Genomic DNA, 16,368 nt, shown 5'->3' with positions numbered 1-16,368 from the left:
AAAAAGATACGCCAAGCTACCTAGACCAGTCTCACCCAGTCCAGACCGCCAATCATCATCCCTAAAGACAACAACCGCGCCGCCAGCATATCCCTTCCAGATACTCTCTCTATTCTCTTGTCAAAGACCGTAACCCCAAAGGGCCGAGTAACTTAGCAAATCCACCGGAGAGGCTCAAGAAGTTTCCTCAGCGCCGCCGGTGATTGCGGATATAGGACCCACTCCAACCACCGTCAATCATAAAATCACAAAAAAATGGAAACTTTCATCCAGAAAATAAAAAAATCCCGGAAAACCGGGATATTATGGAATCACTTGGCTGATGGGCCAGCATTCAGCACAGCCGAATCAACGCGATCACCCACGACGATTCCCAATTTTTCGGTAATCCCGGCCTGCAATTCCAACGTAGCGCGCACGGGACCATGACTGCTGATCCGCGCCAGGCTAAGCGGCACGGCATTTTCCACGATGGAAGACACGCGATTATCCGCACCGATAAAGACGATATCGAGTGGTGCCTGCGTATGCTGCATCCACATGTCGCTCTGGCGGGGGTAGGACCAGACAAAGATCATGCCGCCATCGGCGGGCACTGAGGGGCGGAACATTTCACCCACCTGCTGCTCCCGCGGGGTCATGGCCTTTTCCACGGTAAAGGCATGCTTGACGCCATCGGCAGATGTAATGGTCAGCGGCACCGTTGGCAGTGCGGGCTGGGCGTGGGTCGGCTCACCCGTTTCTTCCGCCGCCATGGCCGGAACGGATACAGCCGCCATGCATGCGGCCAGCGCCAGCCACCGGCCTGCCTTGAAGGACATCATAAGCAAATTCTCTCCTGCACCCTTACTTTATCTATCTGTCAGTTCAGGAAGGGATTGCCCTTCCGCTCCGCGCCGATTGTCGTCGCGGGACCATGACCGGGCAGGATCGTGACATCATCGCCCAGCGGAAGCAATTCCCGCCGTATGGCATCAATCAGCTGGTCATGATCGCCATAGGGGAAGTCAGTGCGCCCCACCCCGCCACGGAACAGGGTATCGCCCACGAAGGCAAAGCGGGATTCGGGATCATGAAAGATGACATGGCCGGGGGTATGGCCGGGCACATGACGGACCTCGAAACGGTGCCCGAGCGCATCCAGCATCTCACCATGCTTTACAAACCTGTCCGGGGTTACGTTTTCCAGCCCGCTCAGCCCAAACAGGGCAGCCTGCTGGGTAATGGAAGACAGCAGCGCGCCATCCGCCCGGTCTGGCCCGATAACCTGCACCGGGGTCCCCTGCCGTGTGGACAGTTCCCGCCGCAGCGCATCCGCCCCACCGGCATGGTCCAGATGGCCATGGGTCAGCCAGATGGCGTCAACCGACAGCCCCTCCTGCGTGATGAACGCCATGATACGCGGCACGTCGCCACCCGGATCGACCACGACGGCATGACGGGTGTCGGGATTCCATAATATGGAACAGTTCTGGCCAAAGGCGGTGACGGGCACGATTTCAAGGGAAAGAGGTGTCGGCATGCGCGGGACCCTACATATAAAAAAAGCGCCCCACGTTACCGCGGGGCGCAACAGGCGACCAGTAGCCGATCAGCCCGCGTTGGACAGGGGCCAGCCGGTGGCCGGAATGTCGAAATGCTTGGCCAGGTCGTGGTCGGGGGTGTTGGTCAGGTCACGCTCCAGTTCCTTGACCACCAGCGGGCGGGTATGCACGTCCAGATGCGCGCGGATCTGGTGCATGACATCACCGGGGGCTGCAATCGCGATGGCCGGTACCTTCTTCTGGCGCACGACCGTGTTCAGGAATTCCGCGATCACCTTGCCATAGGCACCGTTACGCGGGGCATCCATGCCTTTTGCATCGTCACTTTTAAGATGCTCGAACGTCGCAAGGCCATGTTCGCCATGCTTCAGGATACGGGCATGAATGTTATCGGCAACAACATACCAGGCAGGATCGACATAACTCATTTATATTACTCCATTCATGCGCGCCCCACGTCGGGGTGGCGTTATGTTATTGCAATATATGGGATGCCTGTTCGTACATGTCCACCGGGTGGTGCGCGTGTATGCGTGCTGATAGAGTAGTTCTGCTATGACACAGGTTTCATCCACGCGGGATCCCCTGGATCTCCTGATCGAATGGGCGCGGGCGGGTCTGCCCTGCGCGCTGGCGACCGTTACATCGACCTGGGGCAGCTCCCCCCGGCCGGCTGGCAGCATGATGGCGGTCTGCGCCAATGGCCGCATCGAGGGATCGGTCAGTGGCGGCTGCGTGGAGGGCGCGGTGATCGAGGAAGCCGGGAGCGTCATGACCACCGGCCATCCCGCCGCCCTGTCCTATGGTGTATCCAGCGATGATGCATGGGCGGTCGGCCTGGCCTGTGGCGGCCTGCTGGATGTGTATGTCGCCGCCGTGCGCACGCCCACGCATCCGCAGGGCACGCTGGATCTGACCATGCTGGAAACCGTGGCGGAAAAACGCCGTGCCCGCATTCCGGTCATCGTGGCGATCGAACTGGCGACGGGGACATCGCGCCTGCTGTACCAGACGGATGCCGCATCCGGTGCGTCGTCCGATCCGGATGCACGGCTTGCCGCCCGCGCGCGGGACGTATTCGAAACCGGCCGCAGCCTGCGGCTGGAAGATGAAGCGGGGCAGGCCCTGTGGTTCCTGCACCTTATTCCCATGCCACCCCGTCTGCTGATCGCGGGTGCCGTGCATATCGCGCAGGTACTGGCCCCCATGGCGCAGACCACCGGTTTCAGCGTGACGGTCATCGACCCCCGCACGCAACTGGCGACTGCCGAACGTTTCCCCGGCATCACGCTGGAAACAGACTGGCCGGATGAAACGCTGGCGCGTCTGGGGGTGGATAACCAGACCGCCATCGTGACATTGACGCATGATGCCAAGCTGGATGATCCCACCCTGCAGTACGCGCTGAATGGCGACGCCTTCTATATTGGCGCGCTGGGATCGCGCAAAACACAGGCATCGCGTGTTGAACGGTTGCGCGAGGCCGGTTTTTCCGCCGAGCAGATCGCCCGTATCCATGGTCCCGTCGGCCTGGCCATCGGGGCTGTGGGGGCGGCTGAAATCGCCCTGTCCATTCTGGCTGAAATCGTGGCCGTGCGTCATAACAGACCGCTGGGGCGGATATCGGGCTGGGCATGATGCAGGCCGGTCCGCGCATCGCGGCCATCGTGCTGGCGGCGGGCAGTTCCAGCCGTACAGCCCCCCTGCACAAGCTGCTGATGCCCGATGCCACGGGCCTGCCCATGATCGCCCGCACCCTGCGCGCCATTACCGCAAGCCGGGCCGATCCGGTCATTGTCGTGCTGGGGCACCGCGCAGCCGAAATCCGGGCCGCCGCGTCCATGGACAGGCAGGCGGAAAATTCTCCCCGATTCATTACAGCCCCCAACCATGCATGCGGCCTGTCCCGCACACTGGCGGCAGGCATCCGCGCCGCCAGCGCCTCTCCGGGTGTCGCGGGTGCGCTGGTCTGCCTGGGGGACATGCCGCTGATCGGCACGGACCTGATCGACCGCATGATCGCGACCTTTCTGGCCCATCCCGACCGGTCCGGCGTGATACCGGTGCATGAAGGCAGGCGCGGCAACCCGGTCCTGTGGAGCCGTACCCTGTTTCCTGCCCTGCTGGCCCTGACGGGGGACCAGGGTGCGCGCCCGCTCCTGCGCCAGCATGAAACCGACATGCCGCGCGTTGCGGCCGGGGCGGAAATTACGGCGGACTTCGACACGCCGGCCCGGCTGGCCGATTTCGGGCGCTGTTTTGCAGACGGTTGACCTGAGCCTGCACCGGCGCAAAGAGAGAAGGCATGCCCTGCGATCCACCGCAGGGCCTGACAACCAAACAGGATCAAGACATGAGCAAGATTATCCGCACCGAACCCAACGCCATCCTGTCCAAGGTGGTGGAATACCATGGCTTCCTGTTCACACAGGGATTCGTCGCCCGTGACCTGTCCGCCGACATCACCGCGCAGACCAAGGACATTCTGGCCCAGATTGACGAGGCGCTGGAACTGCACGGCACTGACAACACCCGCCTGCTTCAGGCCCAGATCTGGCTGAAGGACATCAATGACCGTGACGCGCTGAACGCGGTATGGGGCCCGTGGCTGCCCAAGGATGGCGCGCCCGCGCGTGCCTGCGTCGAAGCCAAGATGGCCCACCCCGACGTACTGGTCGAGATCATGGTGATCGCCACCAAGTAAGACGGATGGGATGCGGGAAAGTCAGCTGATAAACATGTCACATTTTTGCAACTTTCCCGCCTCCCAAGAATCATTCCACTTATGTTCTCCCCTTTGATTTCTCACACATAAGCGCCTGAAAAACAGGCAATAAATGGTCCGATTAAAGAATATATTCCTATTTTTTTCTTGAAATGAAGTTTTTGGGTGAAATATGCAGTGTTGCTGTTCATCCTTCACAGCGCAGGCTTGTCAGACTTGCAATGGGCTTGCTACTCGATGAACACGATGTGAGCGGGTTATCAGAGAATCACCCCAATGCGGTGGAGAGATTGCGGAAAATGTGGATCAGAAACATGAAGCGTGGCGTTTTGCTGTCCGTTCTTGGTGCCACGTTCGGATTCATGTTTTCGGAACAGGGATATGCAAGGCCGGTCCGGCATGTTCATCCTGTCGCGGCACACCCTGCCGCCACGCATCATTCCCTGCACCACGCCAGCTATCATCGCACCGTGCATACCACGCATGAACGCGGGCATGTGATCCAGTGCGTAGCCTTCGCCAAATCGGCATCGGATGTTGAAATCCGCGGCAATGCGGTTGACTGGTGGTATAACGCCGCCGGGCGCTATGCCCGCGGCAGTGCGCCGGAAGAAGGTAGTGTCCTGAACTTCCGCGGCACCCGCCGCATGCCGCTGGGCCATGTGGCCGTGGTGCGCCAGGTGGTCAACAGCCGTACCATTGTCATTGACCAGTCCCACTGGGGCCAGCGCGGGATCAGCCGTGACGTTCCGGTGATTGACGTATCGCCCAACAATGACTGGTCCGCCGTGCGCGTGGCGCTGAACAGCGGCAACGGTGCATTTGGCAGCATTTATCCGACCTACGGCTTCATCTATGCCCGCCCGGATACAACATCCAACATGATGCTGAGCACCTACCAGAAGGCCATGCGCAACCCGGCTACCATGGCGCGGACAACCGGTCATGCAGTGGCACGCCACAACAGCACGGAAGTGGCTGAAGCGCCCGAGGGAATTGCCGGTCACGTCTCTTCATCCCTGGCCTATACGGATGACGCGCCGAATCGTTCCGTCCGGTAATCAAATAAAAGTCGTTGTGGCCCTGTAATCAGGGCCGTCCGGCCCGGTGATACGGATGACCTGATGAGATGGCGCGGGCACGATAAAGCTGTTCCGCCAGCATGCCGCGCACCAGCATGTGTGGCCATGTCATCTTGCCCAGCGAAAGCGTATGGTCGGCACGCTGTATGACTGTCGCATCCAGCCCTTCCGCCCCACCAATGACAAAACACAGCGGGCGTGGCGTTTCGACCCATTGTTCCACCGCACGTGAAAAGGCCAGACTGTCATATGTCCGGCCACCTTCATCCATGGCTACCACAATGGCGCGGTCAGGCAATGCGGCCAGGATCGCCTGCCCTTCCCTACGCTTGATTTCATTGGGTGCGCCGCGCCCTTCAGCCAGTTCAACCAGCTTGATGCGCGGCGAAAGCCGGTTGGCATAACGATCAAACAGGTCGCGTTCCACCCGGTCCTTCATGCGGCCCACCGCAATCAGATGGAACACCGGTCAGTCCACCGGTGTCGCAGGCGCCTCCGGCGGGACATCCAGATCCGCACCCCACATCCGTTCCAGACCGTACAGCGCACGTGCCTCCGGCTTGAACAGATGCACGACAATATCCCCCGCATCCAGCAGCACCCAATCGGAACCCGAGGCCCCTTCGGTCCGCACGCGCTTGTGCCCGACCTCACCCAGCTTGCGATCGATATGGGCCGCCATGGCCGCGATCTGCCGGTCCGCCAGACCCGTCGCGATCACCATCCGGTCGGCAAAGGATGCGCGGCCCGTTAGATCAATGACCACGATATCCTCGGCCTTGTCATCTTCCAGGCTGGTGGTGATGATTTCCAGAAACTGTTCCACGCGCGGGTCGGCCTCACGCGTGTCAGTGGATACCGGGCCAGCCACGGCGGCCTTCTTGCGCGGCGTGCCCGGCACCTGCACGGCACTGCCCAATGACGCCGCGTTGACGCGTGGCTGTCCCGCGGAAAGGGTGCTGCCGGTCCGGCGCTTGGCGCCATTCTCGGCTGAAGGCTTCCTGGTTATGGCTGTTACTCCCGTCCGTGGCCTGAATTGGCCTGCGATGCACGTATTTGTGTTGCTGATATAGCGTTCTGCGGCGCGGGAAGAAAGACCCATGCCGGTGGCCTGCATGTGGCCAGTATGCCTGCCTGTCGTGCCGGCCGCCGCCAGCGCGCAAGCCTGCGGGCAATCTGACCGTGCAATGCGGCAGGATTATAGCCAGGTCGTGGTAGAATCGCGAGTGGAACCATACGCACGATGTCCTGCCACCGCTGCCACCGCCCCATATGCGCCAGTCCGTCCGCCCCCATCAGCCAGACAAAATGCACATGCGGGAAAAGCTGTTTCAGGCGGTGCAGTGTATCAACGGTGTACCGTGTGCCGATCCGGCTTTCGATATCGGTAGCCAGCAATCCGCGCCCCCGCAGGCCCTGGATACGCGCACGCACCATTGCCAGCCGCTGCGACAGGGGCGCCATGCCCGCCACCGGCTTGAGCGGATTGCCCGGCGAGACAAGGAACCACACCTGATCCAGCTTCAGCTGCCGCAGCGCCCGGCAGGCAAGCTGGATGTGACCGTCATGCACCGGATTGAACGAACCGCCCAGCAGGCCGACACGCATATGCCGCCCGTCGCCACAGGCCGGCAGGACATCACCCACGCCCGTCAACAAGGATCAGGGCCGGACCTGTCCGGTGCCGATCACCTCGTACCGATAGGTTGTCAGCTGCTCCAGCCCGACGGGGCCACGGGCATGGAAACGCCCGGTGGCAATGCCGATTTCGGCACCGAACCCGAATTCCCCCCCATCGCAGAACTGGGTGGAGGCATTCCACATGACCACGGCACTATCCGTCCCGTTCAGGAAGGTGGTCGCGGCCACCTCGTCCTCGGTCACGATCGCTTCGGTATGGGCGCTGCCGTAACGCGCGATATGGGCCAGCGCATCTTCCACGCCATCCACCACCCCGACGGACAGGACCGCATCCAGCCATTCGGTGGCGAAATCATCCTCTGTCGCGGCGGGCAAGTCAGGCACGATCTCACGCGCACGGGCATCAGCGCGGAACGTGCAGCCACGGGTGGCCAGGTCCTCGATCAGGCCGGGCAGGATCTTGGGCGCAATCGCCTGATCCACCAGCAGCGTTTCAGTCGCGCCACAGATGCCCGGACGGCGCAGCTTGGCGTTCAGCACGATCCGCCGCGCCATTTCCAGATCGGCGGCGGCATGGACATAGGTGTGGCACAGCCCTTCGGCATGGGCCAGAACGGGCACGCGGGCCTCGGCACAGACACGCTCGACCAGTGACTTGCCGCCACGGGGAATGATCAGGTCAATCAGGCCAGCCGCCCCCAGCATGGACGCGACATGCGCGCGGTCGGCATCGGGCGGGATCTGCACGCATGCCACCGGCAGGCCAGCAGCCGCAAGCCCCGCCTGCATGGCAGCATGAATGACGCGCGCGCTGTTCAGGCTGTCCGATCCGCCGCGCAGGATCACGGCATTGCCGGACTTGATGCACAGGGCGGCGGCGTCGGCCCCCACATTGGGACGGCTTTCGTAAATCATGCCGATCACGCCCACCGGGGTCGCAACGCGACGGATGCGCAGGCCGTTGGGCCGGTCCCATTCCGCCATGACATGGCCAACCGGGTCGGGCAGGCTGGCGACCTGCTCCAGCCCCTTCGCCATCGCCTCGACCCGTTCGGGGTTGAGGGTCAGCCGATCACGGAACGCAGCCGCCCCGGTAAAGGCCGCCACGTCACGCGCATTCGCCGCCAGCAGTTCAGTCTGACTGGCACGCAGGGCATCAGCCGCCGCCATCAGGGCCCGGTTCCGGGTTTCGGTCGTGCTGCGCGCCAGCACGCGGCCTGCGGCGCGGGCGGTAATGGCCATGGTGCGGATCACATCCGGCTGCGGTGCGTCAGCCCGCATGGGGGTTGCAACAGCCTGGTCCATGATCCGTCACTCCTTCAGTTCATTCCTGAACGGGCAATATGCCCGTATCAGACGTTAAAGCGGAACAGCAGGACATCACCATCCTGCACCACGTAATCCCGCCCTTCGATCCGCAGCTTGCCCGCTTCACGCGCGCCCGCTTCACCATTGCAGGCAATGTAATCATCATACGCAATGGTTTCGCAGGCAATGAAGCCACGTTCAAAATCGTTGTGGATGACAGCAGCGGCCTGCGGGGCCTTGGTGCCTTCGGTAATGGTCCAGGCCCGCGTTTCCTTCGGCCCCACGGTAAAGTAGGTACTCAGGCCCAGCAGGCGGTAGCCGGCGGCGATCACGCGGTCCAGCCCGCTATCCTTCAGGCCAAGCCCTTCGAGGAACTCCGCCCGGTCTTCCGCGCCAAGCTGGCTGACCTCGGCCTCGATCGCGGCGGAAACCACGACCATGGCGGCCCCTTCCTCCTCCGCGCGGGCACGGACGCGTTCGGAAAATTCATTACCCGTCGCAGCCGAGCCTTCGTCCACGTTGCACACATACAGCACGGGCTTCGACGTCATGAGCTGGAGGCGGCGCACCGCTTCCTCCTGCCCTGCCGGGATGGCCTTGCGTGCGGGTTTTCCTTCACGCAGCGCCTCGATCAGCGGTTCCATCAGTTCGACCTGGGCCGCGGCTTCGCGGTCATTGCCACGTGCCTTCTTCTGCAACGCCACGATCCGCTTTTCCAGCGATTCGAGGTCAGCCAGCATCAGTTCGGTCTCGATGATTTCCGCATCACGGATGGGGTCGACACCACCCTCGACATGCGTGATGTCGTCATCTTCAAAACAGCGCAGGACATGGATGATCGCATCCACCTCACGGATATTGGCCAGGAACTGGTTGCCCAGACCCTCCCCGCGCGATGCACCGCGGACCAGGCCCGCGATATCGACGAATTCAAGGCTGGTGGGCAGGATCTTCTGCGACTTGCCGATACGCGCCAGATTGGCCAGCCGCTCATCCGGCACGGCGACACGGCCCACATTCGGCTCGATGGTGCAGAACGGATAGTTCGCGGCCTGCGCCGATGCCGTTTCCGTCAGGGCGTTGAACAGCGTGGATTTACCCACATTCGGCAGGCCCACGATGCCACAGTTAAAGCCCATACGCCCTTACTCCCCGGCCTGCGCGGCCATTCTTGTCATGAACAGTTCCGGCTTCCCGTCCGCCAGCAGCACGGCCTCATCAGCCAGCGTATCAAGCATCGGGTCCAGCCACTCGCGGTCCGTGCGGGAGAAGTCACCCAGCACATGGCCTGTCACGCGTTCACGGCTGCCGGGATGCCCGATGCCCAGCCGCACGCGCCAGTATTCTTTCGTACCCAGCATACGGTCCATCGACCGCAGGCCGTTATGCCCTGCCGCCCCGCCGCCACGCTTTACGCGGATGCGTCCGGGTTCAAGGTCCAGTTCATCATGGAATGCCGTAATGGCATCGGCTGGCAGCTTGTAGAAAGCGGCTGCCTGCTGAACGCTCTCACCCGAGAGGTTCATATACGTCATGGGCTTGAGCAGCAGCACCTTGTGCCGCCCGATCATCCCTTCCGCAACTTCACCGCGAAAGCGCTTCCGCCACGGGGCGAACCCGTGGCGGTCGGCAATCCGGTCCACCGCCATGAACCCGACATTGTGACGATTCCGGCTCATCCCCGTCTCGGGGTTACCAAGACCGGTCCAGAGCAGCATCGTTCATTCTCCTGTCAGGTCAGCACGGCGGTGGGAGGGATCAGCCCTCGGCTTCGCCTTCGGCGGCTTCGGCAGCTTCGGCATCTTCGTCAACACTCGGCGGTGCGACGTTGGCGATCACGAAGTTGTTGTCCTGCAGCACCGGGGTAACATGTTCCGTGCCCTTCAGGTCTTCCCAGCGCACGTTGTCGTGGAAGTCGAGCTTGGACAGGTCGGCGGTGAAGAATTCCGGAATGTTGGCCGGATCAACCACCACGTCCACCGTGTGGCGGACGATGTTCATCACGCCACCGCGCTTCACACCGGGGGAGACTTCTTCACCCGTGAAGCGGACTTCCACTTCCACGTGCACCTTGTGGCCGGCGGCCAGGCGCTGGTAGTCAACATGCAGCGGCGCATCGGTCACCGGGTGCAGCTGGATCTCACGCAGCAGGGCGTGCACGGACGGGCCACCCGCAACGGAGATGTCATAGATGCGCGAACGCCAGCCGGACTTGTGCAGTTCACGGTGCACGATACGGGGGTCAAGCGCGATCAGGGTGGGTTCCTGGCCGCCGCCATAGATAACGCCGGGCACATGGCCGGCACGCCTCGTTGCACGCGCTGCCCCCTTACCAGCCTTCGCGCGCGAAGAGACTTCGATCTTGGTGAATTTGGTCACTTGTTTGCTCCTGAAACACAAGCGCGCGGGCCTCCAGGGGTGCCAGCGCGTGCGCGGCGTTTAACGGAAAACCGCGCCTGATGCAATCACCCAAGGGGGAACACGCCCGGTTTTTCAGGAAAGCGCGGTCAGATTCCACACCGGCGTCGGTCCCGGCTCGGCCCACATCGGCGTCGCATTGGGCAGGCGCACATTGGGCTTGAGGTGCATGGCCGCGCGCAGGGCACGGAACATCGCGCCGTGGCAGACGATCAGCGGCACGCCATCCTTTTCCAGCGCCCGGTTCACGGCCGATACGGCACGTTCACGCAGGTCGGCAAAGCTTTCGCCATTGGGCGGCGTGTAATCGCCCGCAATCCAGCTGTCGTACCATGTTCCCATGGGCTTGCCTTCCTCGTCACCGAAGCAGACTTCCTTCAGCCCGTCATCAAGCGCGATCTCCAGCCGGGGGGCGCCGTTGGCCGCCAGCTGGTCGGCCACGATTTCCGCCGTCCGGCGCGCTCGGACCAGCGGTGACGACACGATCCGCACGATCGGCGCATGGTCATGCCAGTGCTTCGCCAGCAGCAGGCCTGCCGCCTCGGCCTGCCTTATGCCGGTCTGGTTCAGCGGGATATCGGTCCGCCCCTGCGAACGCCCCTGTGCATTCCAGTCCGTTTCCCCATGGCGCAGATACCAGTATGGCCGGGCAATCAGGTCAGTCATGGGGTCGTTCCTCACTTGTTACACCCCTGTGGGGGTAACGCCGGGACGGCCGGGCGGTCAATCCCGTCCTTCAGTCGAACAGCGACGAGACCGAGCTTTCGTCCGATATGGCCTGCATGGCGCGCGAGATCAGGGCCGCCGTGCTGATCTGGCGGATATTGGCCGATTCCTTCACCGCCTCGGTCGCCTTGATGCTGTCGGTCAGCGTCAGCATGCCCAGCGGTGACTGGCCAATGCGGCTGACCGCGCTGCCGGTCAGGACGCCGTGGGTCACATATGCCTCGACCGCTGCCGCGCCATGCTTCATCAGCGCTTCCGCCGCGTTGCATAGCGAACCGCCGCTATCGACAATATCATCCACCAGGATGCAGTAACGGCCCCGCACGTCACCGATCACGTTCATGACTTCGGACACGCCCGCGCGCTCACGCCGCTTGTCGATGATGGCCAGGTCCACGTTCAGGCGCTGCGCCAGCTGGCGGGCACGCACCACGCCGCCCACGTCGGGGGACACGATCATAAGGTTATGGGGGCCACCGGGAATGTCCATCGGCGGGGCGTCATAGGGCAGCGGCGGCTCACCATCAAGCTTCATGCGGCCACGGATGTCACGGGTAAACAGCGGGGCCGCGTACAGGTTGTCCACCGGGATATCGAAGAAGCCCTGGATCTGCATGGCGTGCAGGTCCATGGTCAGGACACGGTTGGCCCCGGCCTCGACCAGGATATTGGCTACCAGCTTGGCGCTGATCGGCGTGCGGGGACCGGATTTGCGATCCTGCCGGGCGTAGCCGAAATACGGCATGACCGCCGTAATGCGCCGTGCCGACCCGCGACGCAGGGCGTCAAGCATGATCAACAGTTCCATGAGGTTGTCATTCGTGGGGGAGCAGGTGCTCTGGATGACGAACACATCCTCGCCGCGCACGTTTTCATGGATCTCGACAAAGATTTCCATGTCGGCGAAACGCCGCACGGTCGCATTACAAAGCGGCAGTCCCAGCTCCGCTGCTACTTTTTCGGCAAGGGGCAGGTTGCTGTTACAGGCGACAATCTTCATCGTGTGACGCTCCCGGGCGGCGGTGCAGGCGATCAGGGCAGCTTTGTGGCGCCACCCCCGTTGTTTATGTGCGGGGTTCTAACAACCGACATACCCCCTGTCACCTGTCTAAGAATGGCGAAACCTGCACGCCTGCCCTTCGTGGCCGATCCGTCACACCGGGCGACGGGGGGGCAGCGTTACGCCAGGAAAGGGCCGGGCCGGTGTAGGGGGCGTGACAGGCACGGGTTTGCCGGTGATTTCGGTCGGTGCGGGCGCCTCCGCCGGCATCGCCTTGGGCATGGGCGGCCATTCGGTGGCTTTTGGCGCAACCGGGGCCGCGGGGCGGGATGCCGCCACGGGCTGGGCTACGGATACCGGGGCCGATGCATGGGCTACCGGCGGGGACGGCGCGGCGGCACGCGCGGATACACCTGAAACCGGCGCGGGCGACGTAACAGGCGCGGCCACGGGCGTCGTGGCTGCAGGCGCGGCATCTGCCATAACGGGGACAGGTGTAGCGGGCGTGGCGATCACTTTCGGCGCTGGCGTGTCTGCGCGAACGCCCTTGCCACCGATGACCGGTACAGGCGCGGCGGTATCCGCCACCGCATCCGCTGCCGTGCTGGCTGTCGCGGGCTGTGTGGCGGGACCTGATGACTGGGCAGGCAGCACGCCATCCGCCGCCAGCGGAACGTTGGCCCGACCGGAATAGCGCGTAATGATCTGGCGTGCGGCACCCGCCGCCTCATCCGCCGCCGCGACGGCGACATCCCCCCACTTCGTATCCAGTGAATGGGCGGCGATGTCATGGATCTGGGTGGCGGCGCCCGCTTCCTTGCCCTGCGCATCCAGCACCTGCCATGTCAGTACGATATGCTGCTGCTTCGTGGTGGATGTCGTGGTGACCGCGTCATTGAGCACGACCGTGCAGCGCACCGTGTAATCCGCCCCGGCGGCGGTATGGCGGATATCCTCATGCGCATCGGGGAACGCCGCGATAAAGGCCCGCGCCAGCGCACGGTCCCCGTCACCCGGCGCGCCCTGCACGCCCGCGAAATAGACATGGGCGGGACGGTTCTTGAGACTGTTGGGGTCCTTCTGCATCTGGGCGGCCTGTATGCCGGTCAGCAGTTCGGCCACGGCGGGGGCGGCGTTCTGTGCCGCACGGGTGACAGCCTGCCCATCCACCGCCTGCCACTGCTGCACGGGCACGGGCGCGCCATCCATGTGGCCGCGTTCCTCACCCTTGGGGGTGATGACGGCATAGGTCGGGACAATCGCGCCATTACGGGCTTCCGCCGTCATTTTCAGCCACCAGTCACCCGGACGGACCGGCTGGCCCATTGCGGGCACCGATTGCGCCAGCAGGGCATTGACCATGGCGCGCTGCCAGCCCTGCGCCCCGGCCTGATCCGTGCCCGACTCCGTGGAAACCGGCACGGCCAGCCGGGCCGTTGGCGCCTGGGCTGTCTCTGCCCCATGGCGGAAGGGATGCGGCATGCTGACACACCCCCCAAGCATACAGAGTACTGCAATGGCTGACCCCGTAAGCAGCCGCCGGGCAAAAACTTCTGACATCATGCCCCTATCTATATCGCCGGGCAGGCAATAACGGAAATCTGGTGCCCGATTACCCCGCCACCAGCCAGCGTACGGCGGCGATGGCTGAAGAAACGGGTTTCATCATGCAGGGTATCGAGGCCCAGCGCCACAGCCTGTCCCACACCGCAGCGCCGCAGCCGCATGACGCCGTATCCCGGCAGGTCAAACATGTAATGCCCCGTCCGCGCCGCAGGGGTGAAAAACGCTTCCGCCGCCACGTCATGCGCCAGCGCCGCATCGCGCATGTCCGGGCCGACCTCGTAACTGCCCGGCGCGATACAGGGACCGATCACGGCATGGATGTCACCGGGCGTGCAGCCCAGCGCGCCCATGGCCGCCACCACCGACTCCAGAATCCCCCCACAGGCGCCACGCCAGCCTGCATGTGCCGCCCCCACGACCGTGCCCCTTGCATTGCTGAACAGCACCGGGGCGCAGTCCGCCGTAATCACGCCCAGTGCAAGGCCGGGATGGTCGGTCACCATGCCGTCGCCCTCCGGCCCACGGCCGGTTTCCCATGGCGTCGTGACCGTAATGGTGCGATCCCCATGCACCTGCGTCAGGCCCAGCAGGTGATCGGGGCGCGCGCCGACATATTGCGCCACCCGGCGGCGGTTTTCATGCAGGGCGGCGGGATCATCCGCCGAACGGGTCGAACAGTTCAGGCTGGCGTACGGCCCGGTTGACACGCCCCCCTGACGGGTAAAGAACCCATGCCGTATCCCGCCGAAAACCGGGCTGCGCACAACCTGCGCATCCGTAATCACGCTGTTGGTCGTCATGGCGTTTCTCCCCTGACTGTTCCATCGCCTGCGCGCCTGCCCGCAAAGCCCGGCAGGTCACCTGCAAGGCCGGATGAAAGCCCCATTACACGAAAAAGCTGTCCCATGCGGTCCGGTGCGGCCAGCCGCATGGCCGCCGCGCGGATTTCATCCGCCTGCGCGGGGGCGGCACGGGCAAGCTGTTCGGTGCGCGCGGCAAGCCCCAGCGCGGACAGGAACGCCCCCTGGGTCATGCTGCCCCACACATCCACCCCACCGGGGACATGATCGGCAATCGCCCGGAAATCAACATGCGCCGTAAGGTCCGCACTGCCCGCATCCAGCAGGGGATCAGCCGGACGGCCATTGCGCAATGCCTGCAGGCTGTCCCCCCAGGCAGGGGCATCATACCCATAGTCGATCAGCACCGCCGCCCCCGGCCAGCGCAGCAGGCGCATGCCCAGCGCATGGATGAAATCCAGCGCGGGCTGGCAGGTTTCCAGCACGTCCCCTTCGGGCACCGGGCGCAGGCGGGCGGGATGGCCCGCCGGGACATCACTGGCGGCCTGCATGAATGCGCCATCATGCACGAAGCGCTCTTCCCAGCCCTGCCCGCGCCTGACGAACTGCCGGATGGGCAGGGCATCAAGGAATTCATTGGCCAGCAGCACCATCGGCCCATCGGGCACACCATCCAGCCCGTCATGCCAGCATACCGGCACGGCCGCGGCGTCACGCAGGGCACGCGCCTGCACACCACGCAGGCGGGGCGATGTCTCGATCAGGTGTACGCGCATGGCCTCATGGCAGGCCGGGGCGACGCGGCGCAGCAACCGCAGGGCATCGGCCATGAGGGTTCCACGCCCCGGCCCGGCTTCCGCCAGCATGAAGGGATCGGGACGGCCCAGCTGGTCCCACACCACCGCCACCCACGCGCCCAGCAGTTCACCAAACACCTGCGAGATCTCAGGCGCGGTAATGAAATCGGCAAACGGATCGCACCCTGCGTAATAGGCGGCATTCGCCCGGGCCATGAAATGGTCCAGGCGTTCGCCGGGTCCGCTCATCGGGTCGCCTCTTCATCGCCAGCGGGGCCGGCTGGCTCCTCCGCCATGACGGATGTGCGCGCGGGCCGCATATAGGCGTTGAGCATAAGCCCCGCCCCCCCGATCGCCATGGGCACGCACAATACCTGCCCCATTGTCACGCCAAAGGGCAGGAAGCCGATAAAGGCGTCCGGTTCGCGAAAGCATTCGCATACCGTCCGCGCCACCGCATAACCGAACAGGAACAGCCCCGCGATGAAACCGGGGTGCTGGCGCACGCGCAGGCTGCGCGATACGCACCACAGCAGGGTGAACAGCAGCAGCCCCTCCGCAAAGGCTTCATACAGTTCGGATGGATGGCGCGGTTCCGGCCCCGCATCGGGAAAGATCATGGCCCATGGCAGCGAGGACGGGGCCGGCCGCCCCCACAGTTCCCCATTGATGAAATTGGCGAGCCGCCCCAGCCCAAGCCCGATGGGCACGACCGTGGTGATGCGGTCGGAAAAGGCAAGGAAACTTAATCCGTTCAGGCG

Annotated in this window: 20 protein-coding genes; 4 read left to right on the top strand and 16 right to left on the bottom strand. The window is 63.7% G+C overall.

The features are described 5' to 3' along the window. Positions 1–311 precede the first annotated feature (311 nt). The 3 genes from F1542_RS13230 to F1542_RS13220 form a co-directional block, all read right to left on the bottom strand. Positions 312–824 carry a DUF192 domain-containing protein gene (locus tag F1542_RS13230; protein ID WP_193733444.1) on the bottom strand — a complete coding sequence of 171 codons (513 nt, stop codon included), beginning with the start codon at positions 822–824 and terminating at the stop codon, positions 312–314. A 38-nt stretch (positions 825–862) separates the two neighbouring features. Continuing rightward, positions 863–1,522 carry an MBL fold metallo-hydrolase gene (locus F1542_RS13225; RefSeq protein ID WP_193733443.1) on the bottom strand — a complete coding sequence of 220 codons (660 nt, stop codon included), beginning with the start codon at positions 1,520–1,522 and terminating at the stop codon, positions 863–865. A 69-nt stretch (positions 1,523–1,591) separates the two neighbouring features. Then, positions 1,592–1,972, bottom strand: a complete 381-nt coding sequence (locus tag F1542_RS13220; RefSeq protein WP_193733442.1) for a host attachment protein — start codon at positions 1,970–1,972, stop codon at positions 1,592–1,594. 127 nt (positions 1,973–2,099) lie between these two features. On the opposite strand from F1542_RS13220, the gene F1542_RS13215 reads away from it, so the two are divergent. The 4 genes from F1542_RS13215 to F1542_RS13200 all read left to right on the top strand — a co-directional run bounded on the left by F1542_RS13215 (position 2,100) and on the right by F1542_RS13200 (position 5,330). Beyond that, a complete protein-coding gene (locus F1542_RS13215; protein WP_193733441.1) occupies positions 2,100–3,182 on the top strand; it encodes an XdhC family protein in 1,083 nt (360 codons plus the stop codon). Beyond that, positions 3,179–3,817 carry an NTP transferase domain-containing protein gene (locus F1542_RS13210; RefSeq protein WP_193733440.1) on the top strand — a complete coding sequence of 213 codons (639 nt, stop codon included), beginning with the start codon at positions 3,179–3,181 and terminating at the stop codon, positions 3,815–3,817. The genes F1542_RS13215 and F1542_RS13210 overlap by 4 nt, the downstream gene beginning before the upstream one ends. 80 nt (positions 3,818–3,897) lie before the next feature. Beyond that, complete coding sequence (locus F1542_RS13205; RefSeq protein WP_025439552.1) at positions 3,898–4,248, top strand: RidA family protein; 351 nt, start codon at positions 3,898–3,900, stop codon at positions 4,246–4,248. Between the two features lie 335 nt (positions 4,249–4,583). After that, positions 4,584–5,330, top strand: a complete 747-nt coding sequence (locus F1542_RS13200) for a CHAP domain-containing protein (protein ID WP_227672737.1) — start codon at positions 4,584–4,586, stop codon at positions 5,328–5,330. 28 nt (positions 5,331–5,358) lie between these two features. Here the strand turns inward: F1542_RS13200 and F1542_RS13195 are convergent, their stop codons facing one another. From F1542_RS13195 to lgt, 13 genes are all read right to left on the bottom strand, one after another. After that, positions 5,359–5,817, bottom strand: coding sequence for a 23S rRNA (pseudouridine(1915)-N(3))-methyltransferase RlmH (locus F1542_RS13195; RefSeq protein ID WP_193733438.1), 459 nt, complete (start codon positions 5,815–5,817; stop codon positions 5,359–5,361). A gap of 3 nt (positions 5,818–5,820) precedes the next feature. After that, positions 5,821–6,270, bottom strand: a complete 450-nt coding sequence (gene rsfS, locus F1542_RS13190) for a ribosome silencing factor (RefSeq protein WP_193733437.1) — start codon at positions 6,268–6,270, stop codon at positions 5,821–5,823. 95 nt (positions 6,271–6,365) lie between these two features. Continuing rightward, positions 6,366–7,007, bottom strand: a complete 642-nt coding sequence (locus F1542_RS13185; RefSeq protein WP_193733436.1) for a nicotinate-nucleotide adenylyltransferase — start codon at positions 7,005–7,007, stop codon at positions 6,366–6,368. Positions 7,008–7,013: 6 nt separating this feature from the next. Beyond that, positions 7,014–8,297 (bottom strand): glutamate-5-semialdehyde dehydrogenase, encoded by a 1,284-nt coding sequence (locus F1542_RS13180; protein WP_193733435.1) that lies wholly within the window; start codon positions 8,295–8,297, stop codon positions 7,014–7,016. Between the two features lie 47 nt (positions 8,298–8,344). After that, positions 8,345–9,439: a redox-regulated ATPase YchF gene (gene ychF / locus F1542_RS13175; RefSeq protein ID WP_193733434.1), complete on the bottom strand. Its 1,095-nt coding sequence runs from the start codon at positions 9,437–9,439 to the stop codon at positions 8,345–8,347. 6 nt (positions 9,440–9,445) lie between these two features. Next, positions 9,446–10,018, bottom strand: a complete 573-nt coding sequence (gene pth / locus F1542_RS13170) for an aminoacyl-tRNA hydrolase (RefSeq protein WP_193733433.1) — start codon at positions 10,016–10,018, stop codon at positions 9,446–9,448. A gap of 40 nt (positions 10,019–10,058) precedes the next feature. Beyond that, positions 10,059–10,679, bottom strand: coding sequence for a 50S ribosomal protein L25/general stress protein Ctc (locus F1542_RS13165; RefSeq protein WP_193733432.1), 621 nt, complete (start codon positions 10,677–10,679; stop codon positions 10,059–10,061). A gap of 114 nt (positions 10,680–10,793) precedes the next feature. Further along, entirely contained in the window at positions 10,794–11,384 is a 591-nt protein-coding gene (locus tag F1542_RS13160) for a histidine phosphatase family protein (protein WP_193733431.1), read from the bottom strand. Between the two features lie 70 nt (positions 11,385–11,454). Continuing rightward, positions 11,455–12,444, bottom strand: coding sequence for a ribose-phosphate pyrophosphokinase (locus F1542_RS13155; RefSeq protein WP_025439562.1), 990 nt, complete (start codon positions 12,442–12,444; stop codon positions 11,455–11,457). Between the two features lie 153 nt (positions 12,445–12,597). Further along, the gene (locus tag F1542_RS13150) at positions 12,598–13,926 is read right to left on the bottom strand and encodes a hypothetical protein (RefSeq protein ID WP_227672735.1); all 1,329 of its coding nucleotides are present in this window, start codon (positions 13,924–13,926) and stop codon (positions 12,598–12,600) included. Between the two features lie 89 nt (positions 13,927–14,015). Then, entirely contained in the window at positions 14,016–14,810 is a 795-nt protein-coding gene (pgeF, locus tag F1542_RS13145) for a peptidoglycan editing factor PgeF (RefSeq protein WP_193733430.1), read from the bottom strand. Beyond that, the gene (locus F1542_RS13140; protein WP_193733429.1) at positions 14,807–15,856 is read right to left on the bottom strand and encodes a class I SAM-dependent methyltransferase; all 1,050 of its coding nucleotides are present in this window, start codon (positions 15,854–15,856) and stop codon (positions 14,807–14,809) included. The genes pgeF and F1542_RS13140 overlap by 4 nt, the downstream gene beginning before the upstream one ends. Then, positions 15,853–16,368, bottom strand: a 516-nt coding sequence (lgt, locus tag F1542_RS13135) for a prolipoprotein diacylglyceryl transferase (RefSeq protein WP_193733428.1), incomplete at its 5' end; no start/stop codon positions are given. The genes F1542_RS13140 and lgt, both read right to left, overlap by 4 nt.

Origin of the sequence: Komagataeibacter sp. FXV3 (assembly GCF_015155755.1) — a bacterium.
Lineage (GTDB): Bacteria > Pseudomonadota > Alphaproteobacteria > Acetobacterales > Acetobacteraceae > Komagataeibacter.
Note: the sequence above shows the minus strand (reverse complement) of the source record. Positions and strands in the feature narration are given on the sequence as shown.

What these genes read in the sequence shown, in the direction of transcription:
- pth (WP_193733433.1), bottom strand. Translation starts at nt 10,018, where the DNA reads ATGCTGCTCTGGACCGGTCTTGGTAACCCCGAGACGGGGATGAGCCGG.
- F1542_RS13140 (WP_193733429.1), bottom strand. Translation starts at nt 15,856, where the DNA reads ATGAGCGGACCCGGCGAACGCCTGGACCATTTCATGGCCCGGGCGAAT.
- F1542_RS13160 (WP_193733431.1), bottom strand. Translation starts at nt 11,384, where the DNA reads ATGACTGACCTGATTGCCCGGCCATACTGGTATCTGCGCCATGGGGAA.
- ychF (WP_193733434.1), bottom strand. Translation starts at nt 9,439, where the DNA reads ATGGGCTTTAACTGTGGCATCGTGGGCCTGCCGAATGTGGGTAAATCC.
- F1542_RS13200 (WP_227672737.1), top strand. Translation starts at nt 4,584, where the DNA reads ATGAAGCGTGGCGTTTTGCTGTCCGTTCTTGGTGCCACGTTCGGATTC.
- F1542_RS13210 (WP_193733440.1), top strand. Translation starts at nt 3,179, where the DNA reads ATGATGCAGGCCGGTCCGCGCATCGCGGCCATCGTGCTGGCGGCGGGC.
- F1542_RS13180 (WP_193733435.1), bottom strand. Translation starts at nt 8,297, where the DNA reads ATGGACCAGGCTGTTGCAACCCCCATGCGGGCTGACGCACCGCAGCCG.
- F1542_RS13220 (WP_193733442.1), bottom strand. Translation starts at nt 1,972, where the DNA reads ATGAGTTATGTCGATCCTGCCTGGTATGTTGTTGCCGATAACATTCAT.
- F1542_RS13150 (WP_227672735.1), bottom strand. Translation starts at nt 13,926, where the DNA reads ATGCCGCATCCCTTCCGCCATGGGGCAGAGACAGCCCAGGCGCCAACG.
- F1542_RS13230 (WP_193733444.1), bottom strand. Translation starts at nt 824, where the DNA reads ATGATGTCCTTCAAGGCAGGCCGGTGGCTGGCGCTGGCCGCATGCATG.
- F1542_RS13155 (WP_025439562.1), bottom strand. Translation starts at nt 12,444, where the DNA reads ATGAAGATTGTCGCCTGTAACAGCAACCTGCCCCTTGCCGAAAAAGTA.
- F1542_RS13225 (WP_193733443.1), bottom strand. Translation starts at nt 1,522, where the DNA reads ATGCCGACACCTCTTTCCCTTGAAATCGTGCCCGTCACCGCCTTTGGC.
- F1542_RS13205 (WP_025439552.1), top strand. Translation starts at nt 3,898, where the DNA reads ATGAGCAAGATTATCCGCACCGAACCCAACGCCATCCTGTCCAAGGTG.
- F1542_RS13215 (WP_193733441.1), top strand. Translation starts at nt 2,100, where the DNA reads ATGACACAGGTTTCATCCACGCGGGATCCCCTGGATCTCCTGATCGAA.
- pgeF (WP_193733430.1), bottom strand. Translation starts at nt 14,810, where the DNA reads ATGACGACCAACAGCGTGATTACGGATGCGCAGGTTGTGCGCAGCCCG.